Source organism: Halomonas sp. 1513 (assembly GCA_001971685.1).
Taxonomy (GTDB): domain Bacteria; phylum Pseudomonadota; class Gammaproteobacteria; order Pseudomonadales; family Halomonadaceae; genus Franzmannia.
In genome coordinates, this window is record CP019326.1 from 2,550,022 (window position 1) to 2,567,089 (window position 17,068).

Annotated in this window: 15 protein-coding genes; 7 read left to right on the forward strand and 8 right to left on the reverse strand. The window is 67.4% G+C overall.

Going from position 1 to position 17,068, the window contains the following annotated elements:
* The first annotated feature begins 42 nt into the window (after nt 1-42).
* Nucleotides 43-1,248: an alcohol dehydrogenase gene (locus BWR19_11535; protein ID APX93513.1), complete on the forward strand. Its 1,206-nt coding sequence runs from the start codon at nt 43-45 to the stop codon at nt 1,246-1,248.
* Between the two features lie 12 nt (nt 1,249-1,260).
* On the opposite strand, the gene BWR19_11540 is transcribed toward BWR19_11535, so the two are convergent.
* The 5 genes from BWR19_11540 to BWR19_11560 all read right to left on the reverse strand — a co-directional run bounded on the left by BWR19_11540 (nt 1,261) and on the right by BWR19_11560 (nt 5,865).
* Nucleotides 1,261-2,256, reverse strand: a complete 996-nt coding sequence (locus tag BWR19_11540) for a transcriptional regulator (protein ID APX93514.1) — start codon at nt 2,254-2,256, stop codon at nt 1,261-1,263.
* Between the two features lie 63 nt (nt 2,257-2,319).
* Entirely contained in the window at nt 2,320-2,814 is a 495-nt protein-coding gene (locus BWR19_11545; GenBank protein APX95000.1) for a gluconate kinase, read from the reverse strand.
* 41 nt (nt 2,815-2,855) lie between these two features.
* Nucleotides 2,856-4,139, reverse strand: coding sequence for an L-dehydroascorbate transporter large permease subunit (locus BWR19_11550; GenBank protein APX93515.1), 1,284 nt, complete (start codon nt 4,137-4,139; stop codon nt 2,856-2,858).
* Nucleotides 4,140-4,151: 12 nt separating this feature from the next.
* Nucleotides 4,152-4,718: a TRAP transporter small permease protein gene (locus BWR19_11555; GenBank protein APX93516.1), complete on the reverse strand. Its 567-nt coding sequence runs from the start codon at nt 4,716-4,718 to the stop codon at nt 4,152-4,154.
* A gap of 70 nt (nt 4,719-4,788) precedes the next feature.
* Complete coding sequence (locus BWR19_11560) at nt 4,789-5,865, reverse strand: ABC transporter substrate-binding protein (protein ID APX93517.1); 1,077 nt, start codon at nt 5,863-5,865, stop codon at nt 4,789-4,791.
* Nucleotides 5,866-6,247: 382 nt separating this feature from the next.
* Between BWR19_11560 and BWR19_11565 the strand changes: the two genes are divergently transcribed.
* From BWR19_11565 to BWR19_11575, 3 genes are read left to right on the forward strand one after another with little or no spacing between them, the layout of a single operon-like run.
* Nucleotides 6,248-6,805 (forward strand): cytochrome B, encoded by a 558-nt coding sequence (locus BWR19_11565; GenBank protein ID APX93518.1) that lies wholly within the window; start codon nt 6,248-6,250, stop codon nt 6,803-6,805.
* Nucleotides 6,806-7,963 carry a PDZ/DHR/GLGF protein gene (locus BWR19_11570; protein ID APX93519.1) on the forward strand — a complete coding sequence of 386 codons (1,158 nt, stop codon included), beginning with the start codon at nt 6,806-6,808 and terminating at the stop codon, nt 7,961-7,963.
* A 7-nt stretch (nt 7,964-7,970) separates the two neighbouring features.
* Complete coding sequence (locus BWR19_11575) at nt 7,971-9,851, forward strand: hypothetical protein (protein APX93520.1); 1,881 nt, start codon at nt 7,971-7,973, stop codon at nt 9,849-9,851.
* Here the strand turns inward: BWR19_11575 and BWR19_11580 are convergent.
* Genes BWR19_11580 through BWR19_11590 form a run of 3 tightly spaced genes read right to left on the reverse strand, consistent with a single transcriptional unit; the run spans nt 9,828 to nt 13,095 of the window.
* Complete coding sequence (locus BWR19_11580) at nt 9,828-11,288, reverse strand: hypothetical protein (protein APX93521.1); 1,461 nt, start codon at nt 11,286-11,288, stop codon at nt 9,828-9,830. The two genes, BWR19_11575 and BWR19_11580, sit on opposite strands and share 24 nt — an antisense overlap.
* Entirely contained in the window at nt 11,285-11,818 is a 534-nt protein-coding gene (locus BWR19_11585; protein ID APX93522.1) for a hypothetical protein, read from the reverse strand. The genes BWR19_11580 and BWR19_11585 overlap by 4 nt, the downstream gene beginning before the upstream one ends.
* Complete coding sequence (locus tag BWR19_11590; GenBank protein ID APX95001.1) at nt 11,815-13,095, reverse strand: methyltransferase; 1,281 nt, start codon at nt 13,093-13,095, stop codon at nt 11,815-11,817. Before BWR19_11590 ends, BWR19_11585 begins: the two co-directional genes overlap by 4 nt.
* 394 nt (nt 13,096-13,489) lie before the next feature.
* On the opposite strand from BWR19_11590, the gene BWR19_11595 reads away from it, so the two are divergent.
* The 3 genes from BWR19_11595 (at nt 13,490) to BWR19_11605 (ending at nt 16,879) form a co-directional block, all read left to right on the forward strand.
* Nucleotides 13,490-14,593, forward strand: coding sequence for a hypothetical protein (locus tag BWR19_11595; protein ID APX93523.1), 1,104 nt, complete (start codon nt 13,490-13,492; stop codon nt 14,591-14,593).
* Nucleotides 14,594-14,667: 74 nt separating this feature from the next.
* On the forward strand, nt 14,668-15,021 hold the full coding sequence (locus tag BWR19_11600; protein ID APX93524.1) for an antibiotic biosynthesis monooxygenase: 354 nt from the start codon (nt 14,668-14,670) through the stop codon (nt 15,019-15,021).
* 52 nt (nt 15,022-15,073) lie between these two features.
* On the forward strand, nt 15,074-16,879 hold the full coding sequence (locus BWR19_11605; protein APX93525.1) for an ABC transporter: 1,806 nt from the start codon (nt 15,074-15,076) through the stop codon (nt 16,877-16,879).
* The last annotated feature ends 189 nt before the right edge of the window (nt 16,880-17,068 follow it).

Genomic DNA, 17,068 nt, shown 5'->3' on the forward strand with positions numbered 1-17,068 from the left:
GCATGATCTTGCCACTCCCCTGCACCGATCGACGAGAACGCCATGCCCACACCGCCGCCCTTCCCTGCCGTCCAAGTGTCCCGCCTGCCCGAGATTCACCTATACGCCGAGGCGATCCAGCGCCTGCCGGCGCTCATCGCAGGCGTCGGCCGGCAGGTACTATTGCTCACCGGTCGACATTCGTTCGTCGCTTCGCCGCACTGGCCTGCGCTGCTGGAGGCGTTGAAAGCACGCAACATCGACTGGCGCCACGCCAGCATCGACGGCGAACCCTCCCCGCAGCGCGTCGATGCGCTGGTCAGCGAGTATCGCGACGCCACTATCGATGTCGTGGTGGCCATCGGCGGAGGCAGCGTGCTGGATGCCGGCAAGGCCGTCGCGGGCCTGCTCAAGTCGGGCAATTCGGTGATGGACCACCTCGAGGGCGTGGGGCTCGGCTTGGCGTACCAGGGGCCGGTGGTGCCGATGATCGCGGTGCCGACCACCGCCGGCACCGGCAGCGAGGCGACCAAGAACGCGGTGCTCAGCGTGCAGGGCCGCGACGGCTTCAAGAAGTCGTTTCGCGATGCCCAGCTGGTGCCGCGCATCGCCCTGGTCGACCCCACGCTACTGGTAGGCTGCCCCAAGCCCCAGCTGGCCGCCAACGCCATGGATGCCCTGACCCAGCTGCTCGAGTCTTATGTCTCGCTGAAGGCCAGCCCGTTCACCGATGCCTTGGCCTGGGCCGGCATGGAGGCCCTTCAGCAGGGCCTGTGGGACGCCTGGCGAGCCGATGACGGACAGTTCAGCGAGGGCTATACGCGGCTCGCCTACGCTTCGCTGAGCTCCGGCATCACCCTGGCCCAGGCCGGCCTCGGCGCGGTACACGGCCTGGCCTCTCCGCTCGGCGCCTTCTTCCCGATGCCTCACGGCGCGGTCTGCGGCAGCCTGCTGGCCGAAGCCACTGCCACTAACCTGGCAGCTCTGGAGACGCATGCGCCAGAGTCGCCGGCAAGGCAGAAATACGCCCAGGTCGGGCGCCTGCTGAGCGGCAATTCTCGACTGGACGACGACGACGCCCGCCAGGCGCTGGTGGCAACGCTGCATGACTGGTGCGAACGCCTGGCCATGCCGCGGCTCGGTGAATTCGGCATGCGCGCCGAGGATATTCCACGGGTGGTGGCCAACGCTCGCGGCGGCAGCATGCAGACCAATCCATGGGTCCTCAGCGACGACGCCCTGTCGGCACTGCTGACCGCGCGCCTTTAGTATCCGCGATGCTTAGAGCGTTCCGCCAGCCTCGATGCGGAAGCCGAGGTCGATCACCCGCTGGGTGATCGCAGTGCCCTGGATGCGGGCCAGCAGTTCGCGGGCCGCGGTCTCGCCGATCGCCTCCCGTGGCGTGACCACGCTGGCCAGCCGCGGCGCCATGACCTGGCCGACGTCGTGGCCATGGAAGCCGGCGATGGCAACCCGCTCGGGCACCGCCACGCCGCGCCGCAGGCACTCGAAGTAGGCCCCCACCGCGACGTCGTCATTGGTGCAGAACAGTGCGTCGGTCTCGGGATGCTCGGCCAGCAGCTCGGCCATCTGGGCGGCCCCGACGCTGTAGGAGGAGCGCATCGAGGTGTATAGCGTCAGCGGCGTCAGGCCGTGCTCGCGCATTGCCTGGCTGTAGCCCTGTTCGCGCTGGCGAGTGCGCTCGTCGAGGCGCACCGCCAAGTAGACGATATGCCGACGGCCGCGACGAATCATCTCGCTGACCATGGCATGCGCCCCCGCCACGTTGTCGTAGCCCACCGCCTGATGGAACGGCGCCAGGTAGGTGTCCATGATCTCGACGCTGGGGATCCCGGCGGTCTCGAGCATGCGGCAGGTGCGACGCGTGTGCAGGCTATCCGACAGGATCACCCCGTCGACGTTGTAGGAGAGCAGCGAGGCCAGGCTGCGCTCTTCCAGCTCCGGGCTATAGCCGTAGTGGGAGAGCATCAGATGGTAGCCGGCCGGTTCGGTGGCTGCCTCGATGCCCTTGATGACGTCGGCGAAGACCTGGTTGGTCAGCGACGGCACCATCACGCCGATGGCCCGGCTGGTCGACTTGGAGAGGATGTCCGGCGCGCGATTGGGAATGTAGCCGAGCTCCTCGGCCACTGCGAATATCTGCTCCCGCAGCCCTTCGGACACCGTCTGAGGATCACGCAGGCAGCGACTGACGGTCATCTTGGTCGCCCCGACGCGGTCGGCGATATCCTGAAGTGTTGGTCGTCTCTTTTTCACGGGACCCTGATTAGCGGCAGTGATGGCAAAGGCCGCCCACCTTAGCCAATATGCAGGTGAAAATCATGCCTGTCGTGACGGGCTATTCAGCCATGCGAGCGCCTGATCCACCATGGCGTCGGGCGGCTGACTGACTGCCACCCAGAACGCCTCATCTCTGGCCGGCGGCTCAAGATCAGCCAACTGGCTGTCCAGCATCGCCTCGCCGCTGAAGAAATGCCCCTCGCGTGCGCAGAGCCGCTCACGTAGCACTGCACGACTAGCGTCTAGATAGATGATCGCCAATGCCGGGTCTCCCCCTCGCAAGATATTGCGATAGCGGGCCTTAAGCGCCGAGCAGCCGATCACCACCGAGCGGCCTGTGCGATGATAATCGGCAAAGAACCCCGCCAGGGTCGTCAACCAACCCTGACGGTCCTGATCATTCAGCGGCGTGCCGCGTGCCATCTTGGCGATGTTGGCCGCCGAGTGATGGTCATCGCCGTCGATGAAGTCCGCACTCAAGCGCTCCGCCAGCAGGCGTCCCACATGGGACTTACCCGACCCTGACACGCCCATGACCAAAATACGATAAGACGTCATGACTGCGCGATCCTGTATCAGTTGCCGCGCACGGCGGTGAGGTCGGGCAGCCAGGTCACCAGGCCGGGGAAGGCGATCAGGATCACCGCCATGATCAGCAGGGTGGCGTAGTAGGGCAGCATCGCCTTGACCAGCTGCTCCATGGTCACCTTGCCCACCCCGCAGCCGACGTACAGGCAGGTGCCCACCGGCGGGGTCAGCAGCCCGATGCCGAGAATGAACGCCATCAAGACGCCGAAGTAGACCGGGTCGATGCCCACCGAGGTGACGATCGGCGTCAGCATCGGCGCCATGATCACCATCGCCGGGGTCAGGTCCATCACGAAGCCCACCAGCAGCAGCAGGCCGGCGACGATCAGCAGCAGCCAGAACGGGTCCTGGGTGATCGACTGCACCTGCATGACCAGCGTCTGCGGCACCATATTGATGGTCAGGAACCAGGCGATCACCGTGGCGAAGGCCAGCAGCAACAGCACCATGCCGGTCAGCCGCGCGGTGCGGATCAGCATGCCCCACAGCTCGCGGACGTGGAACTCGCGGTAGACCACCAGCGAGATGGTCAGCGAGTAGAGCAGCGCCACCACCGCCGCCTCGGTGGCGGTAAAGATGCCGCCGATGATGCCGCCGATCACGATCACCGGCAGCACCAGGGCCAGCCAGGCGGCCTTGAACGCCTGCCACAGCGGGCCGAGGCGGAACTTGCGGGTCTGCCCGGCGCCGCCGAAGCTGGCCATGATGAAGGTGGTCACCATCAGCCCGAAGCCGATCATCACGCCGGGCACGATGCCGGCGATGAACAGCCGGCTGATCGAGGTCTCGGTGACGATGCCGTAGAGGATCAGCGGGATCGACGGCGGGATGATGATGCCGATCACCGAGGAGACGGTGTTGATCGCCGTGGCCTGGGGCGCCGAGTAGCCCTGCTGCTTCATCGACGGGATCATCATCGAGCCGGTGGCGGCGGTGTCGGCCACCGCCGAGCCGCTGATGCCGCCGAAGAACATCGAGCCGGTGATCGCCACCTGGCCAAGCCCGCCACGCACGAAGCCGACCAGGGTGCCGGCCAGCTCCATCAGCCGCCGGGCGATGCCGCCGGCGCTCATTACCTCGCCGACCAGAATGAAGAACGGGATCGCCAGCAGCGGGAAGTTGTTGACCCCGCGCACCGACTGTTCGATCAGGATCGACAGCGGGATATCCGAGATCACCGCCATCACCACCGCGGCGATCCCCAGGCCGAAGGCGATCGGCAGGCCCAGCGCCAGGGAGGCAAACAGGATGCCGAGAAAGATCCAGAGCATGACAGAGGCCTCCTAGCGAGCGCCGAGCATCAGTTGACCGGCACGCCAGGCGCGCCAGATCGCCACGGCGGCGATGAAGGCGGCGCACAGCACCAGCGAGATATTGATCAGGTTCCAGGGCACGCCGAGGATCGCGGTGCGCCCGGTGGAGCGGGACAGCACGAAGTAACCGCCGGTCATGATCACGGACATCAGGGCGGTGATCAGCAGGTGCTGGACCAGGTAGAGGGCGTAGGCGGCGCGCTGCGGGAGCTTGCGCAGCAGCAGGTCGACGGCGATATGCTCGAAGCGTGCGAAGGCCGCCGCGGCGCCGACGAAGATCAGCCAGATGAACAGCATGCGCGCCAGCTCGTCGGCCCACGGCAGCGAGCGGTTGAGCAGCGAACGGCCGATGACGTTGGCCGATACCGAGACGATCAGCGCCACCAGCAGGGTGGCAATCAGGTGCTCCATGCCGACGGTCAGCCAGCGGAAGATCGCCGGGCCGCGGCGCTGCTGGGTATCGATCTCCAGCGGCTTGCGGCGCGGGTCGTCGAGAAATTCCGACGGGTCCGGGGGCGGTGAGTGAGGGGTATCCATAGGCGCTCCAAGGGCAGACAGACGCAACGCGGGCCAACCACTGGCCCGCGTCTCTCTTGGTACTGCGATATCAGTCGTTCATGGTGTCTGCGACGATCTGCTGGATCTCGGCGACTAGGTCCTCACCGATGCGCGGTGCCCACTCCTCGTAGACCGGCTGCACGGCGTCCTGGAAGGCGGCGATCTGGTCGTCGTCGAGGCGCGAGATCTGCATGCCGCGCTCCTCGAGCTGATCGCGGGACCAGTCGTCATACTCGGTGGCCAGCTGGATCTCGTACTCGGCGGCTTGCCGCGCGGCCTCCTGGATCAACTCCTGGTACTCGCCGTCGAGGCGATCCCAGGTACGTTCGGAGATCATCTTGATGAACGGGGTGTAGACGTGGCGGGTCTCGGAGCCGTAGTCCTGCACTTCGTGGAAGTTGGAGGTGAGGATGGTGCTCCAGGGGTTCTCCTGGCCGTCGACCACGCCCTGCTCCATGGCCGAGAACAGCTCGCCGAAGGCCATCGGCGTGGGGTTGGCGCCGAGGGTTTCCCAGATTGCCAGGTGCACCGGGTTCTCCATGGTGCGCACCGACAGGCCGCGCACATCGAGCCCGGCCACATCGTCGGGGGACTCCACGGGCCGCGCGCTGTTGGAGAGCTGGCGGAAGCCGTTCTCGGAGAACGCCAGAGCCTTGATGCCGGTGCCGTCGAAGCCGTCGAGCATCGACTGGGCGACCTCGCTATTGAGTACCGCGATGGCCGCCTCGCGGGTCGGCAGCAGGAACGGCAGGTCGAATACCGCCAGCTCCTCGACGTAGGTGGTGGCCGGCGAGCTCGACGGATAGGTCATGTCCAGCGAGCCGGTCTGCAGCATCTCCATCATCTGCACGTCGTCGCCGAGCTGGCTGTTGGGGAAGATATTGACGCTGATCCGCCCTTCGCTGCGCTGGTCGAGGATGTCGGCAAAGTACTGGCTGGAAAGATACTGCGGCGAGGTTTCGGCCAGACCAATCCCCATGCGCAGCGTGACGCTGCCGTGATCGCCGACCGTATCACCCTCGATGGCGGGAGGGTCGGACAACTCGGGGGATTGGGCGTGGGCGAGGCTTACAGAGAGCGTGGCCGCGCCGGCCAGTGTGAGCGTGGTGCGCCAGATGGGTGTCATAGCGTGAGTCTCCAATGTGCATTGCTTTGTTGTAGTGACCAGCTACCGAGTGTCGCGTTGGCCTCGGCAAGTGGCCAGGAACCGGCCCTGTGTCGGCATCGAGTGGGCGCAACCCGATGAGGGGTGCGACAGGACGAAACGACACGGCAACGGCTCAGGAAACGTTACTCGGCAAATCGTTTTATCGCGTAATGTTACCGGTAACTCTCGCCATTCAAACTAGTGGCACCTCTTATCCCTGTCAATTGCCAAGCCGATAAGTGGCGCTAGACCTTAGTCGCACTCGTGTAAATCAACGACCCGCGACGCCGCGTTGACATGGAGTTCATGCAGATCGGCTACGCTATTAAAGCAATGCCGTAGCCAGCCATAAGGAGCTTGCATGACAGATCGCTACGCCTTCCCCCACCGACTGCTTCACTGGGGCGTTGCCGCCGTGCTGCTGTTCTCGCTGGCCAGCGGCCTGACGCTGGGGTTTCTCGGTTTCGAGGGTGCCATGGAGCGCCTCGGGCGGGCCGGAACGGATATGCTCTATACCCTGCACAAGACCGCCGGCGTGATGATGCTGGGGCTGATGACGGCGAGACTGATCACCCGACTGATCTTCGTGGTACCGCTGCATGATCCACCGCTGCCGCCCTTTCAGCGCATCTTGAGCACCACGGTTCACCACCTGCTCTACCTGGCGCTGCTGAGCATGCCGGTACTGGGCTGGCTGGCCACCGCGGCCGGCGGCTTTCCGGTGCAGTTCTTCCAGTTCAACCTGCCGGGGTTGATCGGCGAGAATGAGGCACTCTCACAGCAACTGTTCATGTGGCACGGCTGGCTCGGCTGGGTCATTCTTGGCCTGGTGGTACTCCACGTCAGCGGGGCGCTCTATCACTGGCTGGTGCGTCGTGACGGCGTGATGACACGCATGAGCCTGTTCGAGGAGCCTTAGATGCCACTCTGCCGCCTGCCTGTGTCCGCGCTGCTGCTCGCCGCGAGTGTCTTGACGTCGCCGTCGGTCCTCGCCGAGACCTGCCCGGTACCGGGTGAGTGGCGACTCGATGATGGTCGCCAGGCCTCGAATAGCAGCATGATGGGCCGGCTCGCCGACCAGCAGGTGGTGCTGCTCGGCGAGCAGCATGATCGGCTGGCGCACCACCGCTGGCAGTTGCACACGCTCTCGGCGCTGCATGGCCATCGTGACGACCTGCTGATCGGCCTGGAGATGCTGCCGCGGGAATCGCAGCCCGCGCTCGATGCCTGGGTCGGCGGCGAGCTAAGTGAAGCGCAGTTTCTGGAGCAGAGCGGCTGGCACCAGCACTGGGGTCACGACCCGGCGCTGTATCTGCCGATCCTGCACTTTGCGCGCATGCAGCAGATCCCGCTGGTGGCCTTGAACATCCTGCCCGAGTTGCGCCAGCGCCTGTCCAGCGACGGCTGGGACAGCGTCCCTGCCGAGGAGCGCCATCACCTCACGCCGCCCGCCGCACCGGCCGAGGCGTATCGCGAGCAGCTCGAAGCGGTATTCGCCCAACATCCCCGGGGCAACGACGCGGGGGATGGCCTCGCGCGCTTCATCGCCGCCCAGCTGGCCTGGGACCGGGCCATGGCCGTGGGGATTGCCGACGCCCTCGCCCGGCGGGCCGACGGCGAAGCCCCACTGATGGTGGGGCTCGTCGGCCAGGGGCACCTGGCCTATGGTCATGGCGTACCCCACCAGCTCCTGGACCTGGGTGTCGAGGCTCAACAGACCCTGCTGCCCTGGCATCCCGATGGCCAGTGCGACCCTCCGGCGGGCCTGGCCGATGCCCTGTATACGCTGGGCGACGAGGAGGACTTCGAGCCCGCGCCGCCGCCGCGCCTTGGCGTGATGATCGAGACCCACGACGATGGCGTGCTGATTCAGGCCGTCGGCGATGACTCCATCGCCGAGCGTGCCGGCCTGGTCAACGGCGACGTGATCGTCGAAGCCGCGGGACGCCGGGTGGCGAGCCCCGGCGAGCTGATCGCGGTGATTCGTGAGCAGCCCCCGGGCACGCTGCTGCCCCTAGGCGTATCGCGGGATGGTAGCCTCGAGGAGGTGCTGGCGCGCTTCCCGGCGCGGCACTGAGCCGAGCATGGCTGGCCCTCGGCTAGGCTCCATCGTCGCGCTACTGGCCGGCCTCGGCCTGCTGGTCAGTGCCGTGGCCAGCGCCGACCCACTCCCCCACAAGACCATGCGGCTATGGCTCGACCCGGCCACTGCCAGCTTGCGCGGTGAACTCGAGGTCAGCCCCGCGCCCGCCGGCGGCGACATCACGCTGCTGCCGGGCCTCGAGGTCACCCTGGATGAGCGTGACGGCGAGCAGCGCCGCATCCACTGGCAGGGCCGCCTCGACGCGGCGCAGCAGCAGCGCGGGCTGCGCCTCAGCGAGGCCGGCAGCTTCCTGCCGGCCAGCGCCGGCTGGTACCCGTCGCTCGTCGACGCGCCCTTCTCGCTGTCGCTGACTCTCACCTTACCCGCCGGCCAGCGCGGCGTCGCCAGCGGTTCGCTGGTGGGCGACGACAGCGATGACGAGGTTACCCGTGAGCGCTACCGGCATCCGCGCAGCGCCAGCATCGAGGTCGCTGCCGGCCCCTGGCAGCTAAGCGAACGCGATGTCGGCGGGGTGCGCCTGCGCACGCTGTTCCCCAGCGCCCTTGACGACGCCTTCAGCGAGACCTATCTGGCGCATGCCGCCCGCTATCTGGGCATGTTCCAACAGCGCCTCGGCCCCTACCCCTTCGACAGCTTCACCATGGCCGCCACCCCGGCGCCGGTAGGCCTGGCCTTTCCCGGCTTTACGCTGCTCGGCGAGCGGGTCATCCCGCTGCCCTTTATCCCCCACACCTCGCTGGCCCATGAGCTGATGCACGCCTGGTGGGGCACCGGCGTACGCCTCGATCACCGCGCCGGCAACTGGTCGGAGGCGCTGACCACTTACTTGGCCGACTATCACCTCGATGAGCTGCGCGACGAGGCCCTCGAGACCCGCACCCGCTGGCTGACCGACCTCGCCGCCCTCCCCGCCGAGCGCGAACGCCCGCTGATCGCCTTTCACGGCGGTCGTGACCCCGCCGCGCGGCTGATCGGCTACCAGCACGGTGCCATGGTGCTGCACATGCTGCGTCAACAGATCGGCGACGAGGCCTTCGAGCGTGCCCTGCGCCGGCTGGTGGACAGCCATATGTTTCACCAGGCCGGCTGGGACGACCTGCAGGCCGCCTTCGAGGCGGCCGCCGACACCTCGCTGGATGACTTCTTCGCGGCCTGGCTGCACCAGCCCGGCCGCCCGCGGATCGTGCTCGACGACGTCCAGCGCTCGCCAGAGGGGGATCAGTGGCGTCTCGAGATCGCACTGCGCCAGCGAGGAGATGCCGCCCCCTGGCCACTGCACCTGCCGCTCGTCATCGAGACCCAGGGCGGTGAGCTACGGCGTAGCATCGAGATGGACGCGGCCCACCAGCGGGTGAGCCTGGCGCTGCCTGCGCGACCGCTGGGGCTACAGATCGACCCCGCCCTGGAGGTGTTGCGCACGCTCGGCGACCCGCCCCAGACCCTGCGCGCGCTGATGCTGGCCGGCGATGTCGAGGTGCTCGCAGTCAGCCCGGGCAGCGAATCACTGGCGCATCAACTGCTTGGCCAGCGGCCCGCGGCAGCACAGGCCGCGGGCCAAGGGGAGCGGTCCCCGCTACAGCTGGTAGTGGGCCTCGGCGACGACGTCGACCGCTGGCTCGAGGAACACGCAATCGCGGCGGCACCAGAGGTGACCCGGCGCGGCGCGGGACGCATGTGGCACCACCCCGACAGGCCCCTGGTCGTCCTCAGCGCCGAGAGCCGGCGCGGCCTCGGCCATCTGGCAGGAGCGCTGCGACACCAGGGCCAATACAGCTATGTGATACAGGATGCCGAGGGCGCCACCCTCGATAGCGGCCGCTGGCCCCTCGGCCGCGACCTAGCCTGGGAGTTCGACGACTGAGCCGCGAACATCGGCGGTCAGCAGCTCGTCGGCCAGCGCCAGCGCCGTGGCGTGCGCGATATACGGCAGCACCACGCGCCCATGGGCAAGGTGAAGATGCAGCGTGGCGAGCCCACGCCGGCGCTGTCGCCAGCTCTGGCGCACGTCCACGGAGATCGCCTTGTTCAGCGCAAAGACATGGGTGCGCATGCCGAACAAGCCGTGGCGCACCCACAGATAGCCGCCGTCGCGCGCCCAGCCCTGACAGCGCCAGCGACGCCGCGCGGCGAGTGCCACCAGCACGGCCAGGACGCCGGCCACCGGCAGCCACTGCCAGGCAGGCAGTCCTTCACCCAGCAGTGCCCCGCCAGCGGCCAGCAGCAGCCCCGCGAGCATGGCGCCTCGCAGTAGCAGCACGCGCAGGTAGTAGCGCGAGACGCCGCGCCACTCGGCGGGCCAGGTCACGCCTGGCCACAGGTCGGCGATCAGCGCCCGCTGCCTGCCCTGGGTGATGCCGGGCACCACGAAGCGGCGATCCTCATCGATGGCGCCGCCAAACTGATGGCAGACCAAGTAGCCGCAGCCGAGGAGTCGTCCCAGCCCGGTTTCGACCCATTCGACCACCTGCAGTCGTTCTAGGGAGAGACTCTGGCGCTGACGCTGCAGCAAGCCACGGGTCTGGATCTGACGCCCGCCGTCCTCGACCAGGCGATACCCAAAGTAGCGCCAGACGCTGGCCATCACCGACAGCAGCATCAGCAGGGTAAACACCGCCAGCGTACCCAGGGTGGCAATCAGCAGCGGAGAACTCGGCAGCCAGTCGCCAACCGCCAGTGACGGCGCGACATCGTGCAGCCAGCGCTCCAGCGGCCTGACCAGCGGCGATAGCATCGCCGCGGCCACCACCACCGAACGGCTCGACAGCCCGTGCAGCAGCAGGCCCCTGGCGGTCACCACATAGCGCGGCGCAGGCACCCCATCCGGCCCTGGCATCACCGGTGACAAGCGTGCGCTGAGCGCCTCGGCCGTGGCCTGGCGAATCCCCGGCAAGGTAATCCGTGAGGCGTCGCCGGCCAGCGGCACCACCTGCCACTCAACGACCCCGAAGGGCCGCATATGCAGCGGCTGACGGGTGGCGATCTGCTGCACATGGCGCGCCGCGAGCTTGAATTCACGGTGCTCGAACAGCCCCTGGTGCACCACCAGCACGTCCTCTTCGAGCCGAAAGCGAAAGCGTCGGTAGTACTGCCACGCCAGCAGCAGTGCCACCAGCAGCCCCACGCTCCCGCCCAGCAGCAGCTCGCGCCAGCCAACGGCGTCGAGCAGGGTCAAGCCGGCACCGGCGCCCAGCAGCAGCGGCAGGTGCTGGCGACCCTGCTCCGCCGCCTGGGTCAGCAAAAGCGAGAGCATTGCCCACGGCGATAGCCGCTGCCACTCGCGGAGCGGTTCGCGGTTCACGTCGGCGTCTCCCCCGCCGCCCCCGGCAGGCGCTCCAGCAGCTGCTGCTTGAGGGCTTCGGCGCGGGCCGTGGGCAATCCCTCGATCACCACATCGGCGCTACGGCCCCCGGCGGTAAAGCACGCCAGTCGCACCAGCCCGAAGCAGCGCTCCAGCGGATTGCTGCGCGTCTCGATATGCTGCAGCCGCGCCAGTGGCAGCGCCTGCAGCCGCTGCACCAGCAGCCCGCGACGCTGAATGAGGTCGTGCTCGCGCAGCGCGTAGGCGCGCCGTCGCGCCTCGCACCAGGCCAGCCCCACCCCCAGCAGCCCGGCTCCAGCCACCCCCACCGTCAGCCAGGTACGCCACGCCACGAGCGGTGAATCGCCCAGCGGCACGAGCGCCACTGCCAGCACCACCACCAGCCAGCTGGCGGCCTTGTGCAGCGCCAGGCAGGGTGCCAGTCGCGGAGACAGGGGATGCAGCGGCGTCTCGGCGAGTCGCGGCCGCGGCCGCGGCTCGTCGACCGCTGGCGTGGTGTCGTGACTCATAGCGCCCCCTGGCGGGATGATGACCGTTGGTCCCCCGGCGGGACCGCCTGGATGAGTATGTTGCGCGGCGTCACCTGCCGGGGGCAGAAGGTGCCCAGCGTAACGCGATAGCCCGCCTCCTCGAGCATCAGCACGCGATCGAGTACCAGCCACAGCTCCAGCGGCCGGCGGAACAGCTGACGCACCACTTCCAGGCGCTCTACCGCGGCATGGCGCTGCCAGCCCTGGGCCTCGAGCTCGCTCCAGTCGACCCCTTCCGGCAGCGTCAGTCCCTTGCACTCAGCGGCCCAGGCGCAGAACTCGGCCAGGGTCGGCGGCATGCGCCCGTAGGCCAGGCTGGGAACCGCCAGGTATTGGTCGCAGCCGCGCAGCCGGCGCTGCAGCAGGTCGAAGGCCAGCCGCCAGGCGCTACTGCGTCGCCGCTGGCGGCGCACCTGTTGCGGAGCGGTCACGGTTTCCTGTACTGCCAGGGACAGCGTCTCACGCTCGAGGCTCAGGGCATCCCGCGCCGCCAGGGTACGTCCCATCATCGACAGCGGCCGGTAGTACTCGGCGGCGGTGCGCTGGTAACAGCACGGCGCCAGCGTTACCCCAGCGCCGCGCTCGACCGCCAGGGCGAGCAGTCTCACGTGCAGATCGCCGCAGGCGTGTAGTGCCGCGACCTGGCTCGAGGCGCTAAGCCTATCGGTCGCAGAGGCCGCCATCACGTCCTGCTCGATCATGCTCACCCGGACGCCCTGGCGGCCAGCCAGCCGCTGCCCCTCCCGGCACAGCGTCGACTGCCACTCCAAGGCCGTGACGGCTTGCCGATGCAGGCCACTCAGCGCGCGTGCCAGATGTCCTTTGCCGGCGCACCACTCCAGCAGCTGCCTATCCGGTGCCACCCGCACGTGGGGCACGAAGGCCTCGATCTGCTGCCATTTGCGCCCCCCCACATGCACGCCCCAGGCCGCCGGCAGCGACACCGGCGACGCCGATAGCGGCGAGAGCTCACACAGCGCCGCGAGCTGCGACAAGGGAAGGTAGTCTGCCAGCGGATGCCGTAGCGCGGCATCAACCGAGGCGTAGGGGTCATCATCACGCAGGCGCGACAGGCTGCTGGCGTCGAGCCGCATGGCGGCCTCGAACAGCGCCGGCTGGCCCGCCGCCCAGTCGGGGGTACGCTGATAGAAAGGCGCGGACTGCCACAGCGACTGCCACTCGCCCAGCAGCATGCTGAGCTTGTCGAAGCGCTCCGCGTGCCGCCTCACGTTGGCGTTTCCCAGCAGCCAAGAGATTGAAGCGACATGACAACTAACCGCTTGTCGACCACGAACATGACTCCTCTGGTATTGCCGCCTCACACCTGCTCTGTAGGCAATATCCTACGCGGCATGTAGGCAAAGTATGACATTGAACGACGCCCCCTGGCGGCCGTCGCAATACCTGCCATGATGGCTGATGGAGGCCGGAAACAGCGATGCACTCGCTCGTCAGGCAGTGCCCAATAACACTAACCGCAACAAGGGAACGGGCGGGCCAGCCGCCGGCGGGCCACCCAAGGATGAAGTAATGCCGTTCACCCTATCCACGCAACCGTCAGGGGCCACATTCACCCCCTGGGCCGAGCTCGATGACCCTCGGCTGGAATCCCGCTATCGCCGAACGACTCTCGCCCAGGACGCTTGCCAGATGCAGCATGCCGCCCTGCTTGCCGCGGCACTCTTGCTGCTGTTCGGGTTCGTCGATCACGCCCATGTGGGCAACGGCGCGCCGTTCATAGGGCTGTTGACGATGCGTGTCATGGTCGCTGCGGCCTGCATCCTACTGGCCATTGCGGTGAGTCGCCAGCCGCGACTGGCGCATCGCCACCTGCCGATCAACCTGTTCTGCCTGCTGCTGATCAGCGGCCTGCTGCTGACCATTCCACTTCGCCCCGCTGGCTTCAGCACCCATCTGATCTCGGTCGTGGTGGTGAGCATGGCGCTGTACCTGCTGGTGCCCATGCGCCTGCCCTGGGCGCTGGCGTGGAACGCCTACCTGATTACCGGCTTCGCTGCCGCCACCCTGCTCTGGTCACCGGCCCCAGTAGGGGTACTGACCACCAACCTGCTGCTGCTCGGCGTGGTCAACCTGGTCGGCGGCATCACCCAGCTACGCCTCAATCGACTGCAGCGCCAGCAGTACCTGTCGCTACAGGAAGAGCGCGACACCAATTGCCGACTGCTGGCGGAAATCGACGAGCGACGGCAGCTCGAGCGACAGCTGCGACACACTGCCAGCACCGACCCCCTCACCGGTCTACACAATCGTCGCTGCTTCTTCGATCTGGCCGAGCGCGAACTGCGACGTGCTCGGCGCAATGCCACGCCGCTGGCGCTGTTCATGATCGACATCGACCACTTCAAGCAGCTCAACGACAACCACGGCCACCGTATCGGCGACCAGGCCCTGATCGCGGTGGCCACCGCTTGCCAGGCGGCACTGCGCGACACCGACATCATCGGCCGCTACGGCGGTGAAGAGTTCGTCGTCGCCCTCCCCGACGCCCCGCTGAGTACCGCCATCGCCATCGCCGAACGACTGCGCCAGCAGGTCAACGACCTGCTGCTGCACGCCGGCACAACGCCCCTCAGACTATCGGTCACGGTCGGTATCAGCCTGCTGTACAGCGACGAAACGAGCCTGGACAATGCCCTGCAGCGTGCCGACCAGGCCCTCTACGCCGGCAAGGCTCGCGGTCGCAATCAGGTAGTGGTCGCTCCGCCGAGCACCCTTAGCGTGGTGGAAGCCTGAGCGGTGCAGCGAATTTCGCAACCTAGCGCCTGAGTGGTATCGTCGCGATTCTCAACGACATGCCCGGAGGCACCATGAGCGCGAAAATCTACTGCACCGCCAGCTTCAAACCCAAGCCCGGCAAGGAAGAAGCCGTGTTCAAGGCGCTGCAGGCACTCGAGCCTAATGCTCACCGCGAAGACGCCTGCCTGCTCTATACGGTGACTCGTCATATCGACAATCCGTTTGCCCAGGGCAGCAGCTACCCGATCGTCTTTCATGAGATCTGGGCCAACCGCGCCGCCTTCGAGGCACACTGCCAACGTCGCGAGATCCGTGAGTTCTTCGCCACGCACCTCGATGGCGAGAGTGGCGATATCGAAGACGCCAATGTCTGCGTATACAGCGATGAACCGCTCGACTACGACGCCCCCCAGCCGTTAGCGTGAACGCGTCGCGTCGACTCGCACGCGGCCCAGCGATCACTGAGCCTGCACCGCCATGACCTCACGCCCTGATCCCCGCATCCTGCTGCGGCTGATTGGCCTGTTGCGCCCTTATCGAGGGCGCCTGGTGCTGGCGGCGCTGACCCTGCTGCTGGCATCGGGCAGTGTGCTGCTGCTGGGCCAGGGACTGCGCCTGGTGATCGACCAGGGCTTCATGGCGTCCGACAGCGCCAGCCTCAACCGCGCCCTGGTGATGATGCTGGCGGTGGTCGCCGTGCTGGCCGCAGCCTCGGCGCTGCGCTATTACCTGGTGACCTGGATCGGTGAACGGCTTGCCGCCGACCTGCGCCAGCAGGTCTTTGACCACCTGCTGACGCTCGAGCCCGGCTTCTTCGAGAGCGCCGAACGTAGCGATCACAGCGCCGGTGAGATCAGCTCGCGCTTGACCGCCGATACCAGCGTACTGCAAAGCCTGTTTGGTTCATCGGTGTCGATGGCGCTGCGCAACGCAGTGATGCTGGTCGGCGCCGTGGCACTGATGCTGATCACACAGCCTTGGCTGTCAGCGCTGGCGCTGCTAGGCATCCCTGCCACCCTGCTGCCGATCCTGTGGTTCGGTCGGCGGGTGCGTCGCCTGTCGCGCACGAGCCAGGACCGCGTCGCCGAACTGGGCCGCTACGCCGGCGAGGCGCTGGGCGGCATTCGCACCCTACAGGCCTTCAACCATCAGGCCATGGATCGACAGGCCTATGCCCGGCGCGTCGAGGATGCCTTCGGCACCGCACTGGTGCGTACCCGACAGCGGGCCTGGCTCACCGCCATGGCGATGCTGGCCGTGTTTGCCGCGGTGGGGCTGATGCTGTGGCAGGGTGGCCAGGCCGTCCTGGCGGGCACCATGAGTCCCGGTGAGCTATCGGCGTTCGTGTTCTATGCCGTACTGGCCGCCGGCGCCGTGGCCACCCTCGCCGAAGTCGCCGGCGACGTCCAGCGCGCGGCCGGCGCCGCCGAGCGGCTGCTAGAACTGCTGGATACGCAGCCCTCCATTCACTCGCCGGCCATCCCCATGCTGCTGCCCTCTCCCCTGCGCGGCGAGATCGGCCTTCACGAGGTGAGCTTTCGCTACCCGGGACGCGCGACGCCTGCCCTGGATAGCGTGAGCCTGAACATTGCCGCCGGGGAGCGGGTCGCGCTGGTCGGCCCCTCGGGGGCAGGCAAGAGCACCCTGCTGGCGATGCTGCTGCGCTTCCACGACCCCGATCATGGCCACCTGACGCTGGACGGTGTCGATCTCGCGCAGTTGGATCTTCATGCCCTGCGCAGCCAGCTGGGCCTGGTCTCGCAGGAGCCGGTGCTGTTCAGCGGCAGCGTGGCCGATAACCTGCGCTACGGCCAAGCGGATGCCCCTGTCTCGGCGCTGCACCAAGCCGCGCGGGACGCCAACGCGCTGGCCTTCATCGAAGCCCTGCCCCAGGGATTCGATACGCTGCTGGGACCGGGTGGCGTTCAGCTTTCCGGCGGCCAACGCCAGCGCCTGGCGATCGCCCGGGCGCTGCTCAAGAATCCGCGCGTGCTGCTGCTGGACGAAGCTACCAGCGCGCTGGATGCGGAGAGTGAACGGCTGGTCCAACAGGCACTCGATACGCTGATGGTGGGCCGCACCAGCCTGGTGATCGCCCATCGTCTGGCCACGGTGGTCTCCGCCGACCGCCTGCTGGTGATGGACAACGGTCGGCTGCTGGCCTCAGGACGTCATCACGAACTGCTCGCCAGCAGCCCGCTCTACCGCCAACTCGCCGAGCTGCAGTTCGGTCAGTCGACGCCGCCTCCGGGCCAGCCAAGCAAGACCCAACAGCAGCGTTGAACCAAGGTCGCATTGTTTCCGCGCGCCGCGCCTACGACACTGCCTACGTCGACACAGGGCGCACAACCACAACAAGGCGTCTGGTCGAATCAGCGACTCAACAAGACAATAAGGTCCCTTCAGGGATCGGGGGTGGACGCCAGCTCACCCCAGGGGAGTACGCCAGCCTCTTCATCTCCCGACCCGCCG